We start from the raw sequence: 19,963 nt of genomic DNA on the forward strand, positions 1-19,963 counted from the left end.
GATTTTCAAACTTCTACCGATGCGCCAGCAGGGCCTGCCCGATCTCCGCGAAATCGGCGCGCAGGGCCTGCAGGCTGGGGGCGTCGAAGGTGACGGCGCTGTCCAGCACCGTGCGCCGTGCGGCATCGTAGAGCTGGTTGAGCGCGGCGGCGATCTCGCTAGAGCCGGAAACGCCCAGGTGCAGGGCGGTGATCGCGGTCAATGCGCGTGTCAGCGACCGGCTCTTGAGGCCGTTGTCGCCCTTGCGGTCGGCATGAATGGCCGTGCCGAGCGCGGCGACGAGATGTTCGTAGCACAGATGCACCAGCTCGGCCGGACCGGCGCCGCTCACCCGCGCGTCGAAATCCACCCGGCGGTATGCCTCGACCGGGGAAAGCTGGCGCCGCATCCTAGCTGCTCTTGTTCCACTGGGCGATCTGGTTCTGGAGCATCGTCAGCGTCGATTTCGAAATCCCGATGCGGGTTTCCGAAACCGTGAACTGGCCGGCGAGCCGTGCCCGCAGCTTCTCCTGCTGTTCAGCAAGCTCCGTCCGATCCTCGGCGATCTGCGAAAGCTGGCTGGTGTAGCGGCTGATCGAGCCGCCCAGCGTTCCCCCGTCGGTGGCGGAACTGGCGGCGCGGTAGATCTTGTCGTAGCTGGCGTAGACGCCGTAGAGCCCGTTGGTGAACATGGCGGCGACACCTTCGGGATCGGCCGCGAGGGCGGCGCCCACCCGCGCGGTGTCGAGCGCGAAAGTGCCGTCGCGCTGGGTCTTGAGGCCGAGGTCCGCCAGCGTTCGGGTCGCGCCAGTGGCATTCGGCATGATCGTGCTGCCCGCGAAACCCGAAAGCGCCCGCTTGAGGGCGCGCGTGCCGCTGTCCGCCGCCAGATCGCCGCCGATGGCGGTGGCGGCGTTCAGCGCGGCCATGACCTCGTTCAGCGCGTCGGTCAGATCCTGCATGGCCCCGGCGATCGAGGTTGCGGGGTCGGAGAAACCCACCGTGGTCGGCGCGCCGGGGGTGGCGGCCTTGAGTTGCAGCTTCACGCCGGGGATCGTGTCGGTGACGGTGTTCGACTTTGCGGTCATCGACAGGCCGTCGATCTTGAAAGCGGCGTCCTTCGCGCTTGCCAGCAATTGACCGCCGTTCGATGACGCGGGGGACCATGCCAAGTCCGAGAGGCCGGGGCTGGCTTCCAGCACGAAGCCGTTGGCCGCGCCCTCCTGTCCCTTGAGCACGAGACGGGCGCCGTCGACGGTTTGGGCGACATAGGCGCTGACCCCGGCGTTCGCAGCGTTGATCGCCTTCGCCGCGTCCGCCAGTGTCGCCCCGGCCGCGATCGTCACGTTGACGGGGGGATGGGCGGCATCCTCGGCGAAATCGCTCCCCGCGATAGTCCCGAAGCGCAAGGTCAGTGTTCCTGCGCCCACCGCCGAATTCGAGGCGGCGAAGGCCTTGCCGGCAAGTTGTTGTCCGCTCGCAAGCTGGGTCACTTCCAGCGAATAGGTGCCCTTGGGCGTGGTGGTGCCCGTCAACGTGCCCGCAGCGACCGCGCCGTTGGCGACATTGGGACTGCGCGACAGGTCGCCGGAGCGCACCAGCGTGCCGAGCGAGGTGTTCAGCGACAGCATCATCGACTTGATGTTCGATGCGGCCGAAATCTGCGCGGAGAGCTTGTCGGATCGCGCGGTCAGCCGGTCATTGCGGCTTGCGAACTGCGCGGCGGCGAGATTGTTCGCCAGGGCGGCCATGTCCACGCCGCTGCCGCCGCCGAGCGCGGTTACCAGCGAGGACGTGGTCTGCGAGGTGGAGGTGGGGGAAATAGCCATGCGGGGAAGAACGGCGGCTGCGAATTCTTGTTAAGGGCTGGTCTGCCGGGGATCGAGGCGGCCATCCGCGTCGAACCGGACGGTTATTGGCACGGAGACTTCGGGAGGGTGGCGGTTCTCCCCGCGTTTCAGGGCCAGCACGAAAGCCAGGATGGCGGCGACGGCGGCATAGTGGTCCTCGCGGATCATCTGTTTTTCGCGCGTGGTGAAGTAGACCGACCGGGCGAGTGCGGGATAGCGCAGCACCGGCACGGCAAACTCTGCCGCCATTTCGCGCATGGCCAGCGCCCGCTCGCCCCGCCCCTTGGCGATCACGACGGGGGCGGGCGCTTTCGCGGGATCGTAGGCCAGCGCCACCGCAAAGTGTGCGGGATTGGCGACGATGAACTGCGCTTCCTTCATGGCGGGCAGGAGGCCGCCCATGGCGATCCTGCGCTGACGTTCCCGGATTGCGGCTTTCTTCTCGGGAGAGCCCTCGCTTTCCTTTGCCTCTTCCCGCACGTCCTGAAGGGTCATCTTCAGGCGCAGCATGCGCCGCACCAGTTGCACCGGCAGATCGACCAGCGCGATGGAGAACAGTCCTGCCGAGAGCCAGAACAGCAGCCGGACAAGCGCATTCCAGGCATAGGCGAGTTCCCCGAAAAGGTTGCCGCGCCCCAGCCTTGCCAGGCTTTCCAGGTAGTCTTCCGCCCAGATCCAGGCGATCGTGCCCAGCAGGGCGACTTTGGCGATTCCCTTGGTCATCTCGATCAGGCCGGTCGGGCCGAACATGCGCTTGAGGCCGGAGACCGGGTTGATCCGTGAGGCCTTGGGCGCGAGGTTGCCGCCGACCCACCGCCCTTCGCCGAAGCCGAGCTGGGACAGGAGCGAGGCCAGGATGACGATCGCCCCCAGCAGGAGCAGCGGCGGCAGTACGGCGAGAAGCGCGCCCATCAGCGCTGCGCCGGGGGTAAAATCGTCCAGCGCCGTCCTGTTCCATGTGAAACCCGCGCGCAGGACTGCGGCTAGCAGGTCCAGCATCCATGGCCCCGCCGCCATGAGCCAGACCGCGCCGATTGCCACCGCGGCGGCAGTCGCCAGTTCGCGGGAGCGGATGACGTCGCCGCGTTTCGCCGCCTCGCGCTTGCGCTTTTCGGAAGGGGCGAAGCTCTTCTCGCCTTCCTGTTCGCTCATGGTGCCAGAAGCTCGGCTACCTGGGCGATGGCATCGGCGGAGAGCCGCACCACCACGTCGGTCAGCACTGGCGCGCCCACGAGCAGCGCAGCGATTCCGCCAAGCACGCCTGCCGGAAGCCCCAGCGAGAACAAGTTGAGCGAAGGCGCCGAGCGGCCCAGCACGCCGGTCACGATCTGCACCACCAGCAGGATCAGGCAGGCCGGGAGCGCGATGGTCACAGCGACCGCGAACATCCGTGCCGCGAACCCGGCGATCAGGGCGAAGCGCTCCGCACCCAGCCAGGTCTGTCCCGGCGGCAGGGCGCGGTAGCTTTCCACGATGAGGGCGAACCATTGCAGATGCGCGCCGTGTGCAAGGAACACCAGCGACAGCACCACGGCGAAATACTGGCCCAGTGCGGGCGATTGCGCCCCGGAACCGGGATCGACGGCAGTGGCGAGGCTCATGCCCATCGACCCGCCCACCAGCTCGGCGGCTAGGATCGGTGCGGCGAAGGAGAGTTGCAGCGCGAAGCCTAGTGCCAGCCCGACGAGGATCTCCCCCATGACCGCCATCATGCCCGCCACCGAAAACAGCACTGGGGGAGCCATTACCGGCGTCCATGCGCAGACCAGCACGGCAAGGGCGCCTGCACCGATCACCCGCACTTGCGGCGGCACTCCGGCAATGCCGAAAAGCGGGGCGGCCACCAGCGCGGCGCCGATCCGCGTCATCACGAAGAGGAGCCGCCAGAATTCCGCCTCCAGCGCGCCGAAGCCGAAATCGAGTTGGATCACGGCGCGGCCTGTCCACTTTGTCCGGCCTGTCCGCTCTGTCCGATAAGAGCGATCCGGGTGAAGACGTCCTGCGCGAATTCTCCCACCAGAGCCATCATCGCGCTGCCGAACAGGACCAGCACCAGGGCCGTCACCGCGAGCTTGGGCACGAATGTCAGCGTCTGCTCGTTCACCGAAGTGGCTGCCTGCACCACGCCTACCGCAAGGCCCACCGCCAGCGAGGCGATCAGCACCGGCGCGGCAACGAGCGCGGTGGTCCAGAGCATCCGGTCGGCCAGCGCGAGCAGGGGGGTGATATCCTCCATCAGTTGAAGCTCGCCGCCAGCGACCCCATCAGCAGTGACCATCCGTCCACCATGACGAAGAGCAGCAGCTTGAACGGTAGCGAGACCACCATTGGGCTCATCATCATCATGCCCAGGCTCATCAGCACCGAGGAGACGACGAGGTCGATCACCAGAAACGGCAGGAACAGCATGAAGCCGATCTGGAACGCGGTCTTGAGCTCGCTGGTGACGAAGGCGGGGAGCAGGATCGAGAAAGGGACTTCCGCACTATTCCTGAAGCGGAGCGGGCCGTCCTGGGCACCGTTTCCGGTGGCCATCTGCGCGAACATCGCGAGATCGCGTTCTCGGGTCTGGCGGATCATGAAGGCGTGGAATTCGCGCGCGCCTGCGGCAATGCCCTGTTCGGCATCGATCCGGCCCGCCGCATAAGGGGCAATGGCGCTGGCGTTCACGCGTTCGAGAGTCGGCGTCATGACGAAAAGCGAAAGGAACAGCGCCAGCCCGATCAGCACCTGGTTGGGTGGCGACTGCTGGAGGCCCAGCGCCTGCCGCAGGATGGCCAGAACCACCAGGATGCGGGTGAAACTGGTCATCATCAGGATCAGGCTGGGCAGGATCGTCAGCAGCCCCATGACCAGCAGGAGTTGCAGCGACAGGCTGAGGCCTGTTCCGCCCCCGGCCCCTGCACCAGATAACGAGCCGAGCGCCCGGTCGAGCGCGCCGGGGATTGCTGTCTGGGCCTGCGCGGCGCCGGGCAGGAACGCCGCGAGCACCAGACAGGAGGCGAAGTGGCCCCTCACGGCTCGGGGCTTTCCCTGCGGGCAGGGGCCTCGGCCAGCCGGGTGAGGCCCTGCCGGGTCGCCGCCACGAGGATTTCCCGGTCGTGGAAGGCGATCACCGCCAGCCGCTGGGTGGGGGAAAGCATCAGGGTCTCGACCACGCGCAGCGAACCACTACCGGGGCCGCGCCCCGCCCGTTCCTGGATCCGCCGCGTCGCCAGCAGGCAGCCCCATGCCAGCAGGCCGACCAGTGGCAGCAGCACCAGCAGCTTGAGCAGATACCACAGCATCAGGGCCGGGTGTCCTCGCCATCGGGCAGGGCGGGGGACAGCGCGTCCTCCGCCGCGTCCCCCTCCATCCCGGCGATCTCCACGATCCGCAGCCCGAACCGGCCGTTGTGGGAGACGACTTCCCCGCGCGCGATCGCCTTGCCGTTGACCAGCACGTCGAGCAATTCGTCGGTCATCCGGTCGAGCACCACCAGGCTTTCCGGCCCGAGCGAGAGCACGTCCTTCAGCTTCATCTGGGTGCGGCCCAGTTCCACGGTCAGGCACACGTCGACATCGCGAAGAAAGTCGAGGCCGCGGGGATGGATGCTCATCTTCGGTCGGTTTCCTGATCTGGCACGAGGGTTCGAAAAGCGTGGGAGGATGTTTGGAGGAGTGGGCCGGTGCCGCTCAAATCCGCGCCTCGCGGATTTCCAAACAGACTCTCAGAATGCATGGGTGAGCTGGACCGCGACGCGGTCGTCGATCTCGCCGATGGTGCCGGTGGCGAGGGTTTTTCCGCCGATTTGCAGGGGTACGCTGCGCGCCACGGCGACGGGCAGGACGTCGCCCGGTCGCAAGGCGGAAAGGCGCGTCATGCCGAGGCGCATGTCCACCAGCACGGCGGTCACTTCCAGCGGCATCGAAGCGAAGGGCTCTCCGGTCGGGCCGGGCGTGGCAAGGCGGCCCTGCCGCACGGGCGCATGGTGCTGCGAAGCCATGGCGGCGGTCAGGGTATCGATCGGCAGGGCCAGCGTGAGTGACCAGGAAGGGAAATCCACCTCTTCGATCTCCAGCGACAGGAGCAGCAACTGGGTGTCGGGCGGAAAAGGATCGAGCTGGCGCAGGCTGGTGTCGCGTCGCAGCGGGTGGACGCGGTGATCGTCACCGGGACCCAGCGCGAATGTCAGCGCATCGGCGAGGCATCTTTCGAGACGGGCGAGCAGCAGTTCGGCGGAGAGCGGGAAAGCGTCCGGCGCCGGTTCGGGCACCTCGCCGGGGCCGCCGAAAGCGCGGTCGACCAGCCGGAAAACGGGCGCGGAGTCGAAACTGGCCAGCAGCGGCAAGTCCGAAGCGCCCATGCCCATCAGGCAATGGGAGGCCAGCCCCTCGGCCGTGTCCCGGAGCGCAGCGAACGCGGCGTCCTTCGGTATGCCCGAACGGACAGAAGGGACTTCGTCGCCCGAAAGCCGGGCAAGGCCCAGGGCCAACCCTCGCGCGAGCCGTTCTCCGATCAGGGCAAGCGCGGGCTTCGGATCGGCAAGCGCGGAATCGCCAGCCACGAGTTCGCGGCAGTGGCTGGCGGCGGGGCGGGCGTGCGGCGGGGTCATCATCGCCTCACTGGATGATGAAAGTGCGGAAATAGACGCCATCCACGCCCCCGAACCCTTCCTTGCGCAGCAGCACCGCGTTGATCGCGGCGGTCATCCGCTTTTCCAGCCGGTCCTTGCCTGCGATCGTGTAGACATCGTTCTCCGGCGTATCGGCCAGGATTTCGAGCAGGGCGGAGCGGATCGCCAGTTCGTGCTTCTTCATCCATATCAGCACCCGCCCGTCGCGCCGGGTGGAGCAGGCCAGACTGAGCTGGACCAGAGCGTCGGAATCCTTGAGGTTGGAGGTGAAATCGTCGCTGAACGTGAAATAGGCGGTGCGATAGGGATCGCCGCCTTCTCCTTCCACTTCGGGCGCTGCGCCTTCCTCTCCCTCGCCTTCGGCCTTGGGCATATAGGGGTCATCCTCGCCCTTGCGGATCAGCTTGGGCTGGTTATCCTCCCGGCTTTCGGCATGGCCGCCGCCGATGGTGCCGCTCATCACCAGGGCAAGCACGCCTCCGCCGCCAGCCACCAGCATGCCCAGCGCGACCAGCAGCAGCCCGAGCTTGCTCTTGCCCTTTCCCGAGGCCCCGTCGCCCGTGGCGGCATTGCCGTCCTGCGCAGCCTTTACGTTCATGCTTGGTGCCCCCTGGCTTTCGGATCAGGCGTAGATGTCGCTCGGCCCATGGTCGGCGGTATGGGCGCGGCTGGGGAGGTCGGGGTCGCCCTGCCGATCCTGCGCCCGTCCCTCGCGGCTGGAACCGGGCTGACCTGCGCCACCGCCCCCGTTCCCGGAAGCCTGCCGCTCGGCATTGCCGCGCATGTCCGGTTGGGGCTGGCCTGATGGCTGGGGACCCTCGCGCGGCACATCGCCGTTCGATGCGCCATGGGCGAGAGCCACGGCCAGGGCGGTCTGTACCGAGCCGCCGAAGCCCGGCGCGGTACTGGCCATGGTCACGGCAAGGCCTCCCTCCTCATGACGGAATTCCAGCGAGACCTGCCCGAATTGCGCATGGCGCAGCGCCGTGCGCACGACTGGCGGGGCTACCGCGTCACGGGCTTCGGAAAGACGATCGACGAGCGCGGCGAAGTCCTGCGGTGCCTGTGGGGAAGCGGTCGTTTGCGATGGAACGGCTGCAAGCGGCGTGGTGATCTGCGCATGGAGTGGCGGCGATGCAGCGGGCAGGTCCTGACCCGTCAATATCGGCTTCGGTGCATCGCCGGATGGGGTGGCCGTGGCTGATGCAAGCGGCGTAGCGAGCGTTTGCGTGGTGGTCACCCGATGAGGTGAGTCTGGCGATGCGGGGGTAGCGATCTCCTGCGCGGGATTGCCAAGGGCCTGAGGTGCCGGTCCTGAAGGGATCGGAGTGCGATTTGTCAGCGCGGCGTGGACAGGGAGGAGATCCTGCGTACCGGCCCGGCGGGTGTCGGCGCCGGTGTTCGGGCCGATATCCGCTTCGACGGGGGCAGGGGCCAAGGGAAGTGCAACCGGAGCAAAGGTCAATTGGTCCGTATCGATCGTGGCTGCCGGAATGGGCTGCGTCACGGGTGCCGAAATCGCGGCAGGTGGGGGCAGAACGGCAGGGCGCCCAGGCAGCGTCTTCGCAATCGGAGGGTCGCCTTGTGCGACCTCGGCAGCAGCGACTTGTGGTGGAGGGGCGGGAGGCAAGAGCGGCGCCGCAAGGAGAGAGAGGTCCGGCAGCAGTGCAGGCAGGATCGGCGCGGGCTGTTCGTCAGGCGCCAATTCTTCCAGATCTTCGGTCGCGTCGACAGGCCCATCCGGCAGGATCTTGCCGGTCAGCTTGCCGACAATGCCGCTGGATGGAACGGTTGCCGGATCGACATCTTCGCCTGCCTCGAGGACGGGCTCGAGGAAAACTTCTCCGCCCATCAGCTGAAGCAGGGCAGCAAATCCTTCGTTTTCAGCCATTTCCGGAAAGGCCATGCTCCCGGTGGCCGCGATGTCGCTGCCCGGTGTGGGAATGCGCGCAGGCGTGGGGGCGGAAAACTGGATCATGCCTTGCGGCTCCTCGTTTCGGGCGAGCGGATCGTTCGCGGATTGCTATTCAAGACCCGTGCCAGACGGCTTTCGGCTCCCCAGCGCGGGGACGGTGCGGGCCCTGGCGATTGTGCGCTCCTGAAGCGCGGCGCGTTCCTCGGTGGCGGCGCGGCGGCGTTCGGCTTCGGCAAGAAGCAGTTGCTTGGCATCGGCAATGGACTGCGCGCGCAGGGCGTCGCCCTGGGTGGCCTGGCGAATGGTCTGAAGCCCGCCGACGAAGCGCCCCACCTGATGCAAAGCGCCGCCGTCGGTCATTTCGCGGCGGGTCGCATAGTCGTCGGCCATGCGGCGGGTCCGTTCGGAAAGATCGCGCAGGCGGGAGAGGGTGCTTTCCGCCTGCGCCGCCTCGATCGCGGCAGTCTGCCGGGCAATGGCGCGGATCTTTTCGAGGCGGCGCAGCCGCATGAGCCGCCTGCGATCCTCGTTCATCGTTCGGCGCCCAGCAGGGCCGCAAGCTGCGCGGCGCTTTCATCGAGCGGTACGATTTCGCGCTGGGGCTGGCCGAGAAAGCCGGTCAATTGGTCGTGCATGGCGATGGCCCGGTCCAGCTGAGGGTCGGCCCCGGCGCGATAGGCGCCCATCAGCACGAGGTCGCGATTGGTCTCGTAGCTGGCGATAAGCGCGCGGAACTGTCGGGCAAGCTGCTGGTGGTCCTGCGGGACGATATCGTTCATCACCCGGCTGAGCGAGGCCGCGATGTCCACCGCCGGATATTGCCCGCGCTGTGCAAGATCGCGCGACAGCACGATGTGGCCGTCGAGGATCGAACGGGCCGTGTCCACCACCGGGTCGTCCTGGTTGTCGCCGTCCGCCAGCACCGTGTAGAGCCCGGTGACCGAGCCGCCCGATGCCGCGGAATTGCCCGCGCGCTCGACCAGTTTGGTGATAGTCGCCAGGGCGGAAGGCGGATAGCCGCGCGCCGCGCCGGGCTCCCCCAGCAACAGGCCGATCTCGCGCGCGGCGTGGGCGACGCGGGTGAGGCTGTCCATGATCAGCAGGACCTGCCTGCCCCTTGCGCGAAAATGCTCGGCCATGGCGGTGGCCAGCATGGCGCCGCGCAGGCGCAGGTTTGGCGCATGATCGGCGGGTACGGCGATCACCACGGTCTTGTCCCGCTTTTCGGCCTGCATGTGCCGCTCGACGAAGTCCGAGACCTCGCGCGCACGCTCGCCGATCAGGCCGACGATCACCACCTCGGCGCTGGCCCCGCGCGCGATCATGTCGATCAGCACCGACTTGCCGACGCCCGAGCCTGCCATCACGCCGATGCGCTGGCCGACCCCGAACGTGGTGAGGGCATTGAGCGCGCGCACGCCGGTATCGAAAGGCAGGCGCACCGGGCTGCGGTCCAGCGCGGAAGTCCGCACGCCGCCCGCGGGCCATTCGAGGCGGCTGTGGATCGCAAAGCCGCCGTCTATGGGAAGCGCCTCGCCGTCCACTGCGCGGCCCAGGAACGGATCGCCTACCGGCAGCAGGCCGGGGCGCCCTTCCGCCCAGACCCGGGCGCCCGGACGCAGCAGGATCATGTCGCCGAGCAGCATCATCATCGTCCGCCCGTTGCGAAAGCCGATCACTTCGGCGGCCAGCGACTTGCCCGGTGCATGGGAGACGCGGCACATCGCACCGACCGGAACGGAAAGCCCGCTCACTTCCAGCAGCCCCCCGTCGCAGGCGGCGACGAGGCCGAAGCGGCGGGGCGAGAGGTCGAGCGGCTGGGCACCGAGATCGGCCAGGATCGGTTTCCAGAGCTTCAGCAAGAGGAGACTGCCCCGGTCAGCATCGCTGGAGCGCCTCGGCAATGGCGCGGCGCCAGTTGGCGGGGCCGTCCTCCACCCCGCCGGTCGCGGTTTCGATGCGGACCGTGCCGCGTTCGAGCGTGGCGTCGGGCTGTACCTGCCATTCGGCGGAGAGTCGGGGGGAAACAAGCCGGAGGTCATCGGGGTGAAGCCGGACCAGCCTTTCGTCCTCGGCGCGCTTCAGCATGGCGACGGCCACGGAGATGCGGCGCAGCAGGGCGTCGGGCTCTATCGCCAGCGGGGCTATGGCAGATTCGCACAAGGCCGAGACGGTATCGCGCAGGCGCAGGCGCAGTTCCTCTTCGAGCGCCGCGTCGAGCCGTTCGAAGGCCAGCGAAAGGCCGGTCCGTGCGGCGGCTTCCGCATCGGCGCGGATCTGCGCTTCGCGGGAGGCCTGTTCGTGGCCCATGGCGAACCCGTGGTTGAAGGCCTCGGCGACGGGGTCGGTGCTGTCGGGTTGGTCATTGGGCGGCGGCGGTGCGGGATCGGCGGCCGGAGCGGGCGTCATGTCTCCGGCGAAGCGGGCGTCCGGCTGGAATGCGGAAGGGCGGGACAGGCTTTCGGGTAGCCGCCTGCCGGTCTGGTCGGGGGGGCGTTCGCCTTCCGCGTTCCGGCGCGAGAAACCGAGGTCAGACATAGTCGTCGTCTCCCGATCCGAAAGCGATCGTGCCGTCGGCGGCCAGGCGGCGCGCTATCGTTACGACTTCCTTCTGCGCCGCGACCACATCGGCAAGGCGTGTCCGCCCCCGCGCGGCGATCTCGTCCTTCACGCCGTCGGCGGCGCGGCTGGACATGGCGCGGAAGAACACCTCGCGGTCCGCCTCGTCCACGCCCTTGAGCGCATCGATCAGGGTATCGTTGGGGACATCGCGCAGCAGGGAGCCCATCGCCTTGGGATCGAGCACGAAGAGATGTTCGAACTTGAACATCTCGTCCTCGATCTGCCGCGCCAGCACCTTGTCGCGGCGGCTCAGCTCACCCAGGACGCGCTTCTCCACGACTTTGCCGACGCCGTTGATGATCTCCGCCGCCTCGCGCGCGCCGCCGATCGAGAGCGGGCGGTGGCCGTGATGCTCGGCAATGCGGCGGGCCAGCAGGTCCTCCAGCATGAGGATGGCCTGGGGCGAGACCGGGCCGAGCGTAGCGATCCGGTGGACGATGCCGGGCTGGTCCTCGGCAGGAAGCGCGTGGAGCACGGCCGCCGCCACTTCGGGCGCGAGCTGTACCAGCAGCACGGCAATGGCCTGTGGATGCTCGCCGCGTACCAGCGGCGCGAGCGAATCCGGGGTGAGCCAGCGCGCGAGTTCGAGCGCGGGATGCTGGGGCGCGGCAGGCAGGATGCGGCGCATCATGTTGTCCGCCTTCACCTCACCCACGGCGCGGGCGAACATGCCGCGCACCTGCCCCGCCCGGTCGTGCGCGACCAGACCGAGCGTCTCGGTCCGCGCGACGAAACCGGCGATGGCCCCGGCGATCAGGTCTGGCCCGATTTCCCCCAGCGCGCACATCCTTTCGCCGAGACGGTGCAGCTCTTCCGGCTCCAGTTCCGCCAGGATGCGGCTGGTCTGCTCCTCATCGAGCAGCATCATCATGATCGCGGCGTTCTCCCCGGAAGTAAGCGGGGCGGTGAGGGGGGCGGGCGTTTCGCTCATCAGGCGGCCCTCGCCCCATTGGCCCTCGCCTCGTTTGCCTCATCGCCGGGCAACGGGTCGTTGATCATCTGGCGAAGCGCGGCGACGGCGCTGTCGGGCTGTTCCGACACCAGGCGTTGCGCCAGGTTGACCTGCCGCGAGAGCAGGTCGGCGCGTTGCAGATCGATGTCGAGACCGTCGGCGCCGGGGATCTCGGGGCGATGCGGCAGGGCACCCGCCAGCGCTGCGGTCGCGGCCGGGTCGTCGAGCGCACGTTCAAGGGCAAGGCGGACGGCGTCTCCGTCCCCGGCTTCCTCTATGACGTCGCCTTTCGCCTTGCGGCGTTTGCGGCCGGGGGCCTTGTTGCCTTGCGCAGCGTCGCCCCGCACGGCTGCGATGAGCGGGCGGATGCCGAGCATCAGCACCATCAGCACGGCCAGCAGGGCGGCGCCGTTGCGCACGATCATGGCGAACCATGGCGTTTCGTAGAAGCGAAGGGCGCTGTCGCTGGCCGGTGGGAACTTGCGGACGATCACCTTGACCTGATCGCCGCGCTGCGGGTCCGCGCCGACGGCCGCGCTTACCAGTGCCTCTATGTCCTGAACCTCCCGCGCGCCTTTCACGGCGTCCGACTTGATCGCCACGGCCACGGAAATGCGCTTGATCCCGCCGGGGCGGGTATTGGCCACCGAGACCTGACGGCCCAGTTCGTAAGTGCGGCTGGACGAGGATTCGCCGTTTGTCGGGCCGGTCGATGATGCCGATGCAGGCGTTTCCTGCGGCGGGCCGGGGCGGGGCTGTGCGGCAGGCGGCGGTGTGTTCGAGAGGACGCCCGGTACGCCCACAGCGGGAGGCGTGCCGGTGGATTGCGATTGTTCCTGCGTCTCGCTGCGCACTACGCCGTCCTTGTCGTAGCTTTCGCGCGCGGACGTCACGTCGTCCATGTCGAGCGCGACTTGCGCCTGGGTCGTGAAATTGTCAGGGCCGAGCACCGGGGTGAGCAGGCCGGAGACCTGATCGCGGATCTTCGCCTCCAGACGCGATTGCAGGTTCATGCCATCGGCGTCGGCACCGCTGTCCTGCGACAGCAGGCGCCCGTGCTGGTCCACCACTTTTACGGCATCGCTGGCAAGACCCGGTACCGATCCGGCAACGAGATTGACCACGGCCATGACCTGCCCCTCGGAAAGCTGGCGTCCAGCCTTGAGCCTGACCATGACCGAGGCGGTGGGCGGAACGTTCTCGCGCACGAAGACCGACTTTTCGCCTTCGGCGATATGAACCCGGACGGCTTCGACGCCGTCGATCTCGGCAATGGTCGCTTGCAGGTCGTGCTCGCGGGCGGAGCGCAGGCGTTCGCCTTCCAGCGTGCGGCTGGCGCCCATCGGCAGCTTGTCCAGCATCTGGTCGCCGCTTTCAGGTGCGGCGAGGGCGCCGTCGGAGGCGACCAGCATGCGGGCCTTGTAGAAGTCTCCCTCTCCCACCGTGAGCGCGCCCGTGCCGCTGTCGATCCGGTAACCGATGCCCGCCTGATCGAGCGCGGCGACCACGCCGGCGCGGTCGGCATCGTCGAGCTGTCCGTAAAGCACCCGCTGCGGCGAAGGGGCCAGCGTGGCCCATGCCAGCAGTGCCCCGCCCACGGCGGCGAAGCCGACGAAGGCAGGCAGCAGCTTCCTGACCGCGGGCTGGGCGGCGAAGGCGCCGAGGCGGGTCAGCACCGGGCCGCCCGAGCGGTCTATGAGCGGGGCGAAGAAGGAGGGGGCGGGGTGCCGGACGGCGTCACCGGCCCGCGCGGGAACGAGGTCGGCCATTCAGGTCAGACTCCCATCCGCATGATGTCCTGATAGGCCGAGAGCAGGCGGTTGCGTACCTGCATGGTGGCCTCGAAGGCGATCCCGGCCTCCTGCCGGGCCAGCATGACCCGGGCCACGTCGGTCACTTCGCCTTTCTGGTAGGCATCGGTCACGCTTTCCGCGCGGCCCTGCGCGGCATTGACGCCGTCCAGCGCCGCCTTCAGCGTATCTGCGAAGCCTTGGCCGGACGAAGGCGCAAGGTCGTTCGCCGTACTGCCTTGCGCGGCGTGGATCTGCTGAAGCAGGTCGCTGCGCTGGATGATCTGCTCCCGCATCGCCATGATCTGCTGGATGCCGCTTGAAAGGCCGGTCGGCGCGCTCATCGCCGGGCGCCCGCGGCGCCGCGCAGGCTATGCGGGCCGATGTCGATACCGGCCTCGCGCAGTGCGGCGAGGCGGTATCGCAAGGTTCTTTCGGAAATGCCGAGTTCGCGGGCGGCGCGCAGGCGGTTGCCGCCGCAGGCCTCCAGCGTCTCGACGATGGCGCGCGCTTCGGAGTGCTGGACGATGCTGGAAAGCTTGCGGCCGTGATCGGCCACCGGGACCGCCGTTGCCGCAAGCAGCGCCGCCGGGATCAGCCGGGCGGGACTGTCGAAAACGATGTGTTCCGGCGCGATCAGCGTCTTGCCGTGGACCAGCAGCAGGGCGCGGCGGATCACGTTTTCCAGTTCGCGCACATTGCCGGGCCATGCGTGGAGCTTGAGCATGGCCAGCGCGGCCTCGCCCAGGCAGGGCACCCGTGCCGGATCGGGCGCATGGCGCATCGCCATCGCGAAGGCGAGCGGCGCGATATCCTCGGGCCGCTCGCGCAAGGGACGCAAGGTGAGCGGGAAGACGTTCAGCCGGTAATAGAGATCCGCCCGAAAGCGCCCTTCGGCGACTTCGGCGGGCAGGTCGCGGTTGGCGCAGGCGATGACGCGCAGGTCTACCCTTATCGGCCGGGTCGCGCCGATCGGGACCACTTCCTGCTCCTGGAGCGCGCGCAGCAGCTTGGCCTGGAGCGGCAGGGGCAGTTCCGCGATCTCGTCGAGCAGCAGGGTCCCGCCGTCTGCCGCACGCATGAAGCCCTCGCCGGCCTGGGTCGCGCCAGTGAAGGCGCCCTTCTGATGGCCGAACAGCATGGCTTCCAGCATGGTTTCCGGCATGGCCGCGCAGTTGACGGCGATGAACGGGCCGCCCCGTCGCGGGCTGCGGGCGTGGATGAAGCGGCTGAGCACTTCCTTGCCGGTGCCGGTCGGGCCGTTGATCAGCACGGGAATGTCGCTGGCAGCCAGACGATCCGCCAGCGCGAAGACGGAAAGACTTTCGGGATCGGCGGCGATCGGATCGTCCGGCCCGGCCATGGCGGCCAGCAGCATGGCCAGCGCCGCTTCGCTCAGGGGATCGGCATAAGTCATCTCGACAAGGCCGACGCTCGTACGGGAGAGGGACGGCCGGGCACCGCGCGAAAGCCGCACGCTGCGTGTAGCAGAACGGGGGGCACTCTCGGCATCCCCGTGCAACGCGATCGCCGAACAGTCGAACAGCGACCCGGCGATGGCGACGGCGCGCCGGACCAGGGGGCCGTGACGCCGGTTAAAATCCGTGTCGAATTCCTGCTCGACCATATGTCGCATCCCCAGCGGAATTAATCGGTTTCGGGGGATCGCTATGCGTGCCTAACGGCAAACCTTTGGGAAATTTAAGGCCCCGTAGCAGCCCTTAGTGAAGGTAAATTCCGGCAGATATCCGTGTGTTCCAGAGACGGGCCGTGGCGCAGCCGGGCTTAAATTCGCCGCCCGCATGCCGGTCTTTGTCTCGACAGCCGCACCGGATGGGCCGGCAAATGCTGTTTGACCTTCGATACACGCAACGGGAGCCGATACATGTCCGTAATCAACACCAATATCAGCGCGATTCGCGCTTCGAACGCTTCGAACGCCGCCAACAAGATGCTGGGCACCGCGATGGAGCGCCTTTCCACCGGCAAGCGCATCAATTCCGCCAAGGACGACGCCGCCGGTCTTGCCATCGCCACCTCGATGACCGCGCAAGTCCGCGGCATGAGCCAGGGCATCCGCAATGCCAACGACGGCATCTCGCTGGCCCAGACCGCCGAAGGCGCGCTGTCGGAAGTGACGAACATGCTCCAGCGCGTTCGCGAACTGGCGATCCAGGCGTCCTCGGAAACCTACCAGGATACAGACCGCGATGCGATGCAGCTGGAAGTCACGGCCCTGACCGGCCAGATCGACGATATCCTCACCCAGACCACCTTCAACGGCAACACCCTGTTCGCCACCACCGGCACCGACGTCACTTTCGACATCCAGACCGGCGCGAACTCGGGCGAGACGGTCACGCTGACATCGAAGATGATCGACGGCACCAATCTCGATGCCACGGCGCTCGACGTCTCCACTGCCGCGGATGCTTCGAACACGCTCGACAGCATCGATGATGCGCTTGAGGACGTGAATCAGGCCCGCGCCTCGCTCGGCGCCGGTCAGAACCGGCTCGAATCTGCGATCAACAACCTGACGAACAACGTCACCAACCTGTCGGACGCCCGCTCGCGGATCGAGGATGCCGATTACTCGGCGGAAACCACGCAGATGGCCAAGGCGCAGATCCTCAGCCAGGCTTCGACCGCCATGCTCGCGCAGGCCAACCAGAGCCAGCAGAACGTGCTGTCGCTGCTGCGTTAAGACCTATCGGCAAAGCGGCGGGTCTATGCCCGCCGCAAGGACCCGGCGCCATTCCCCTGAGCGCCGGGTCCTCCTTTGGAGCGGCCTGGCCATCAGCCAATACCGTGAGGCAACAGACGGGAAACGATCGGTTCATAAAAGAACATAACCTTTATCCCGATCTGGAATCCCATGCGCCGCGTTCCTGCCTGCTGCCTTGCTCTTGCCTCGTTTTGCACCGCCTCCGTCGCCTCGGCAGAAACCAGCGAGGACGAGCAGGTCTGGGTCAATCTCACGGCGATGGGGCCGATTACCGGCGACGTCGTCTACTTTGCCGAACTGCAACCGCGCATGGGCGACGGCGCCTCGCGGCTCGACCAGCTGCTCTTGCGCGGCGCGGTGGGCCTCAAGCTCTCGCCCGCGGTCACGCTCTATCAGGGCTATGCCCATGTCGTGGTGCCGGTGGACGGCGGCAAGGACGTGAACGAGGAACGCAGCTTCCAGCAGCTCAATTGGGCCATGGGCAAGCCCTGGGGCGGCGAACTGACCTCGCGCTCGCGTTTCGAACAGCGCTGGCGTTCGGACGGCGGCGACACGGGCTGGCGCCTGCGCGAGATGCTGCGCTATGAAAAACCGCTGAAGCCCGGCACCCAGACGGTGAATGCGCTCGCCTATGCGGAAGGCTTCCTGGCGCTCAACGATACCGACTGGGGTGCGCGAAGCGGGTTCGACCAGTTGCGCTCCTTCGTCGGCGTCGAACTGGGCGTGAAGGATGCGACCACCGTGGAACTTGGCTATCTCAACCAGGTGATCGACCAGAGCCGGGGGCGGACGCGGGTGAACCACGTCGCGTCGGTGTCGCTGTTCTTCCGGCACTGAGGGCGGGGCGTTCTGCTGCGGGGCCTTCGACAGGCTCAGGCTGAGCGGGAACACGGCAATGCAGCGGAGATGGAAAGCGCTTCTCCAGTCCGCTCAGCCTGAGCCTGTCGAAGGCCCCGCAGCCAAGCACTCCACGACAAAAAAAAGGGCAGCAAGCCTTGCGACTGCCGCCCCTTTTTCAAATGAAACCGGAGATCAGGCCGCTTCGGCAGCCTCGGCGATCTCTTCCGGTGCTTCGTTGCGGATCAGGTAGTCGAAGGCCGACAGTGCCGCCTTAGAGCCTTCGCCCATGGCGATGATGATCTGCTTGTAGGGCACCGTGGTCACGTCACCCGCGGCGAAGATGCCGGGCAGGTTGGTGGCCGCCTTGTCGTCGATCACGATCTCGCCGCGAGGGGTGAGTTCGACGCCGGAGTCCTTCAGCCATTCGGTGTTGGGCACCAGACCGATCTGGACGAACACGCCTTCCAGCTCGACCTTGTGCTCCTGGCCGGTCTCGCGATCCTTGTAGACGAGGCCGTTCACCTTGTCCCCGTCGCCTTCGACCTCGGTGGTCTGGGCATTGGTGAGGATCACCACGTTCTTCATCGAGGCCAGCTTGTCGACCAGGACCTGGTCGGCGCGCAGTTTGCTGTCGAATTCGATCAGGGTGACGTGGCCGACGATATTGGCCAGGTCGATCGCCGCCTCGACGCCGGAGTTGCCGCCGCCGATCACCGCCACGCGCTTGCCCTTGAACAGCGGGCCGTCGCAGTGCGGGCAATAGGCCACGCCCTTGTTCTTGTACTCGGCCTCGCCGGGTACGCCCAGGTTCCGCCAGCGCGCGCCGGTGGTCAGCACGAGGCTGCGGGCCTTGAGCGAGGCGCCATTGGCGAAGACCACCTCGTGATAGCCGCCGAGTTCCTTGGCCGGGATCAGCTTTTCGGCGCGCTGGAGGTTCATCACGTCGATGTCGTATTCAGCGACGTGCGATTCCAGCGCGGCGGCCAGCTTGGGGCCTTCGGTATAGGGAACCGAGATGAAGTTCTCGATGCCCATGGTGTCCTGCACCTGGCCGCCGAAGCGTTCCGCGACCACGCCGGTGCTGAAGCCCTTGCGCGCGGTGTAGATTGCAGCCGAGGCACCGGCAGGACCGCCGCCGACGACGAGCACTTCGAAAGGCTTCTTGCCGGCCAGTACGGCGGCGGCCTTCTCATCGGCGCCGGTATCGAGCCGGGCGAGGATTTCCTCGATGCTCATCTTGCCCGAACCCCACATCTTGCCGTTCAGGAAGACGGCAGGGACGGCCATGACGCCGCGCTCCTCGACTTCCGCCTGGAACGTGCCGCCCTCGATCAGGGTGGCGTTCACATGCGGGTTGTTGAGCGCGAGCAGGGTCAGGGCCTGCACGACGTCCGGGCAGTTGTGGCAGGAGAGCGAGAAATACATCTCGAACTCGTGCTCGCCCTCAATGGCGCGGGCGATCTCGAGCGCTTCTTCGGAAACCTTGGGCGGGTGCCCACCGGCCCAGAGCAGGGCAAGGACCAGCGAGGTGAATTCATGGCCGAGCGGGAGCCCTGCGAAGCGCACCCAGGCGCCTGCGTCGCTCGCACGGCGGATGATGAAACTGGGGCGGCGCTTGTCGTCGCCGTCGAACGTCGCGGTGACCTTGTCCGAGAGCGAGGCGATCACGGTCAGCAGCTCGCGGGTCTCGGTGGACTTCTGGTCGTCGCCAAGGGAGGCGACAAGCTCAATCGGCTCGCGCAGCATGCCGAGATATTGCGAGAGCTGTTGCTTCAGGTTGGCGTCGAGCATGGTCTGGGGTCCTTTGGAATTTCGTTGGTAAAGGGGCGGCCGGGGGTTTCTGTTCCGCGTGAGGGCGCGGCTCGGGACGAGGGAAACCCCCGAGCCGCGCACCTTCAGCACGCGACCCGGAAGATCGCGTAAGTCTTAGAGCTTGCCGACGAGGTCGAGCGAGGGAGCGAGGGTTTCAGCGCCCTCTTCCCACTTGGCCGGGCAAACCTGGCCGGGGTGCTCGCGCCAGTACTTGGCGGCCTTGATCTTGCGGACCAGTTCGGCGGCATTGCGGCCCACGCCCTCGGGGGTGATTTCGACCAGCTGGATCACGCCGTCCGGGTCGACCACGAAGGTGGCGCGGTCGGCCAGGCCAACGCCTTCGCGCAGCACGCCGAAGTTGTTGGTCAGGGCGTGGTTCTGGTCACCAAGGAACGCGTACTTGATCTTGCCGATCTTGTCCGAAGTGTCGTGCCAGGCCTTGTGGCTGAAGTGCGTGTCGGTCGAAACGCCGTAGACTTCGACGCCCATGCCCTGGAGCGTTTCGTACTGCTCACCGAGGTCTTCCAGCTCGGTCGGGCAGACGAAAGTGAAGTCGGCGGGGTAGAAGAAGAACACGGCCCACTTGCCGGCGATGTCTGCTTCGGTGACGTCGAAGAAGTCCTTGCCGGCCTGGAAGGCGGTGTTCTTGAACGGCTTGATCTGGCTGCCGACGATACCCATGGATATGATCTCCCTCGATTGGGTGTTGAAGTTCGAGGAGGGAGATAGGCTGCCCATGTGACGTTGTGTAGGGCGTTGATCCGATTGACTTGATCGGATTGACCGATAAGTGGCGCCCAAATGAACGTTTCTGTCGATAAAACGTTCGCAGGCACGAAAAGCCGTGCGGCGGTGCGGCA

The 19,963-nt window shown here is 67.1% G+C and carries 22 protein-coding genes; 2 read left to right on the forward strand and 20 right to left on the reverse strand.

The annotated features are described in order from the left end of the window. Positions 1 to 13: 13 nt before the first annotated feature. The 18 genes from fliS to NTCA1_RS13890 all read right to left on the reverse strand — a co-directional run bounded on the left by fliS (position 14) and on the right by NTCA1_RS13890 (position 15,350). Complete coding sequence (gene fliS, locus NTCA1_RS13805; protein ID WP_159830928.1) at positions 14 to 388, reverse strand: flagellar export chaperone FliS; 375 nt, start codon at positions 386 to 388, stop codon at positions 14 to 16. A 1-nt stretch (position 389) separates the two neighbouring features. Beyond that, positions 390 to 1,808 carry a flagellar filament capping protein FliD gene (gene fliD, locus NTCA1_RS13810; RefSeq protein ID WP_159830929.1) on the reverse strand — a complete coding sequence of 473 codons (1,419 nt, stop codon included), beginning with the start codon at positions 1,806 to 1,808 and terminating at the stop codon, positions 390 to 392. A 30-nt stretch (positions 1,809 to 1,838) separates the two neighbouring features. Then, positions 1,839 to 2,981 carry a flagellar biosynthesis protein FlhB gene (locus tag NTCA1_RS13815; protein WP_159830930.1) on the reverse strand — a complete coding sequence of 381 codons (1,143 nt, stop codon included), beginning with the start codon at positions 2,979 to 2,981 and terminating at the stop codon, positions 1,839 to 1,841. Beyond that, entirely contained in the window at positions 2,978 to 3,760 is a 783-nt protein-coding gene (gene fliR, locus NTCA1_RS13820) for a flagellar biosynthetic protein FliR (protein WP_159830931.1), read from the reverse strand. The genes NTCA1_RS13815 and fliR overlap by 4 nt, the downstream gene beginning before the upstream one ends. Next, positions 3,757 to 4,065, reverse strand: coding sequence for a flagellar biosynthetic protein FliQ (locus NTCA1_RS13825; protein WP_159830932.1), 309 nt, complete (start codon positions 4,063 to 4,065; stop codon positions 3,757 to 3,759). Before NTCA1_RS13825 ends, fliR begins: the two co-directional genes overlap by 4 nt. Then, positions 4,065 to 4,847, reverse strand: a complete 783-nt coding sequence (gene fliP / locus NTCA1_RS13830) for a flagellar type III secretion system pore protein FliP (RefSeq protein WP_159830933.1) — start codon at positions 4,845 to 4,847, stop codon at positions 4,065 to 4,067. The genes NTCA1_RS13825 and fliP overlap by 1 nt, the downstream gene beginning before the upstream one ends. After that, on the reverse strand, positions 4,844 to 5,116 hold the full coding sequence (locus tag NTCA1_RS13835) for a flagellar biosynthetic protein FliO (protein ID WP_159830934.1): 273 nt from the start codon (positions 5,114 to 5,116) through the stop codon (positions 4,844 to 4,846). Before NTCA1_RS13835 ends, fliP begins: the two co-directional genes overlap by 4 nt. Further along, positions 5,116 to 5,427 carry a flagellar motor switch protein FliN gene (fliN, locus tag NTCA1_RS13840; protein WP_159830935.1) on the reverse strand — a complete coding sequence of 104 codons (312 nt, stop codon included), beginning with the start codon at positions 5,425 to 5,427 and terminating at the stop codon, positions 5,116 to 5,118. The genes NTCA1_RS13835 and fliN overlap by 1 nt, the downstream gene beginning before the upstream one ends. A gap of 111 nt (positions 5,428 to 5,538) precedes the next feature. Then, positions 5,539 to 6,423 carry a FliM/FliN family flagellar motor switch protein gene (locus tag NTCA1_RS13845; protein WP_159830936.1) on the reverse strand — a complete coding sequence of 295 codons (885 nt, stop codon included), beginning with the start codon at positions 6,421 to 6,423 and terminating at the stop codon, positions 5,539 to 5,541. A gap of 7 nt (positions 6,424 to 6,430) precedes the next feature. Then, the gene (gene fliL / locus NTCA1_RS13850) at positions 6,431 to 7,042 is read right to left on the reverse strand and encodes a flagellar basal body-associated protein FliL (RefSeq protein ID WP_159830937.1); all 612 of its coding nucleotides are present in this window, start codon (positions 7,040 to 7,042) and stop codon (positions 6,431 to 6,433) included. A 24-nt stretch (positions 7,043 to 7,066) separates the two neighbouring features. Further along, positions 7,067 to 8,422, reverse strand: coding sequence for a hypothetical protein (locus NTCA1_RS13855; RefSeq protein WP_159830938.1), 1,356 nt, complete (start codon positions 8,420 to 8,422; stop codon positions 7,067 to 7,069). A 45-nt stretch (positions 8,423 to 8,467) separates the two neighbouring features. Next, positions 8,468 to 8,893, reverse strand: a complete 426-nt coding sequence (locus NTCA1_RS13860) for a hypothetical protein (protein ID WP_159830939.1) — start codon at positions 8,891 to 8,893, stop codon at positions 8,468 to 8,470. Then, positions 8,890 to 10,221 (reverse strand): FliI/YscN family ATPase, encoded by a 1,332-nt coding sequence (locus tag NTCA1_RS13865; RefSeq protein WP_159830940.1) that lies wholly within the window; start codon positions 10,219 to 10,221, stop codon positions 8,890 to 8,892. Before NTCA1_RS13865 ends, NTCA1_RS13860 begins: the two co-directional genes overlap by 4 nt. 16 nt (positions 10,222 to 10,237) lie before the next feature. Then, positions 10,238 to 10,897 carry a FliH/SctL family protein gene (locus NTCA1_RS13870; protein WP_159830941.1) on the reverse strand — a complete coding sequence of 220 codons (660 nt, stop codon included), beginning with the start codon at positions 10,895 to 10,897 and terminating at the stop codon, positions 10,238 to 10,240. Further along, complete coding sequence (fliG, locus tag NTCA1_RS13875; RefSeq protein WP_159830942.1) at positions 10,890 to 11,912, reverse strand: flagellar motor switch protein FliG; 1,023 nt, start codon at positions 11,910 to 11,912, stop codon at positions 10,890 to 10,892. Before fliG ends, NTCA1_RS13870 begins: the two co-directional genes overlap by 8 nt. Continuing rightward, entirely contained in the window at positions 11,912 to 13,702 is a 1,791-nt protein-coding gene (gene fliF / locus NTCA1_RS13880; protein ID WP_159830943.1) for a flagellar basal-body MS-ring/collar protein FliF, read from the reverse strand. Before fliF ends, fliG begins: the two co-directional genes overlap by 1 nt. Positions 13,703 to 13,707: 5 nt before the next feature. Continuing rightward, a complete protein-coding gene (gene fliE / locus NTCA1_RS13885) occupies positions 13,708 to 14,067 on the reverse strand; it encodes a flagellar hook-basal body complex protein FliE (protein WP_159830944.1) in 360 nt (119 codons plus the stop codon). Beyond that, positions 14,064 to 15,350 (reverse strand): sigma-54-dependent Fis family transcriptional regulator, encoded by a 1,287-nt coding sequence (locus NTCA1_RS13890; RefSeq protein ID WP_159830945.1) that lies wholly within the window; start codon positions 15,348 to 15,350, stop codon positions 14,064 to 14,066. Before NTCA1_RS13890 ends, fliE begins: the two co-directional genes overlap by 4 nt. 258 nt (positions 15,351 to 15,608) lie before the next feature. On the opposite strand from NTCA1_RS13890, the gene NTCA1_RS13895 reads away from it, so the two are divergent. Both NTCA1_RS13895 and NTCA1_RS13900 read left to right on the forward strand, forming a co-directional pair. After that, positions 15,609 to 16,430: a flagellin gene (locus NTCA1_RS13895; RefSeq protein WP_159830946.1), complete on the forward strand. Its 822-nt coding sequence runs from the start codon at positions 15,609 to 15,611 to the stop codon at positions 16,428 to 16,430. Positions 16,431 to 16,601: 171 nt separating this feature from the next. After that, positions 16,602 to 17,288 carry a DUF2490 domain-containing protein gene (locus NTCA1_RS13900; RefSeq protein WP_159830947.1) on the forward strand — a complete coding sequence of 229 codons (687 nt, stop codon included), beginning with the start codon at positions 16,602 to 16,604 and terminating at the stop codon, positions 17,286 to 17,288. Positions 17,289 to 17,483: 195 nt separating this feature from the next. Here NTCA1_RS13900 and ahpF read toward each other — a convergent pair whose 3' ends face one another. Both ahpF and ahpC read right to left on the reverse strand, forming a co-directional pair. After that, positions 17,484 to 19,082 (reverse strand): alkyl hydroperoxide reductase subunit F, encoded by a 1,599-nt coding sequence (ahpF, locus tag NTCA1_RS13905; protein ID WP_086492884.1) that lies wholly within the window; start codon positions 19,080 to 19,082, stop codon positions 17,484 to 17,486. 135 nt (positions 19,083 to 19,217) lie between these two features. After that, positions 19,218 to 19,784: an alkyl hydroperoxide reductase subunit C gene (gene ahpC, locus NTCA1_RS13910; RefSeq protein WP_086492885.1), complete on the reverse strand. Its 567-nt coding sequence runs from the start codon at positions 19,782 to 19,784 to the stop codon at positions 19,218 to 19,220. Positions 19,785 to 19,963 lie beyond the last annotated feature (179 nt).

Source organism: Novosphingobium sp. TCA1 (assembly GCF_009811895.1).
Lineage (GTDB): Bacteria > Pseudomonadota > Alphaproteobacteria > Sphingomonadales > Sphingomonadaceae > Novosphingobium > Novosphingobium panipatense_A.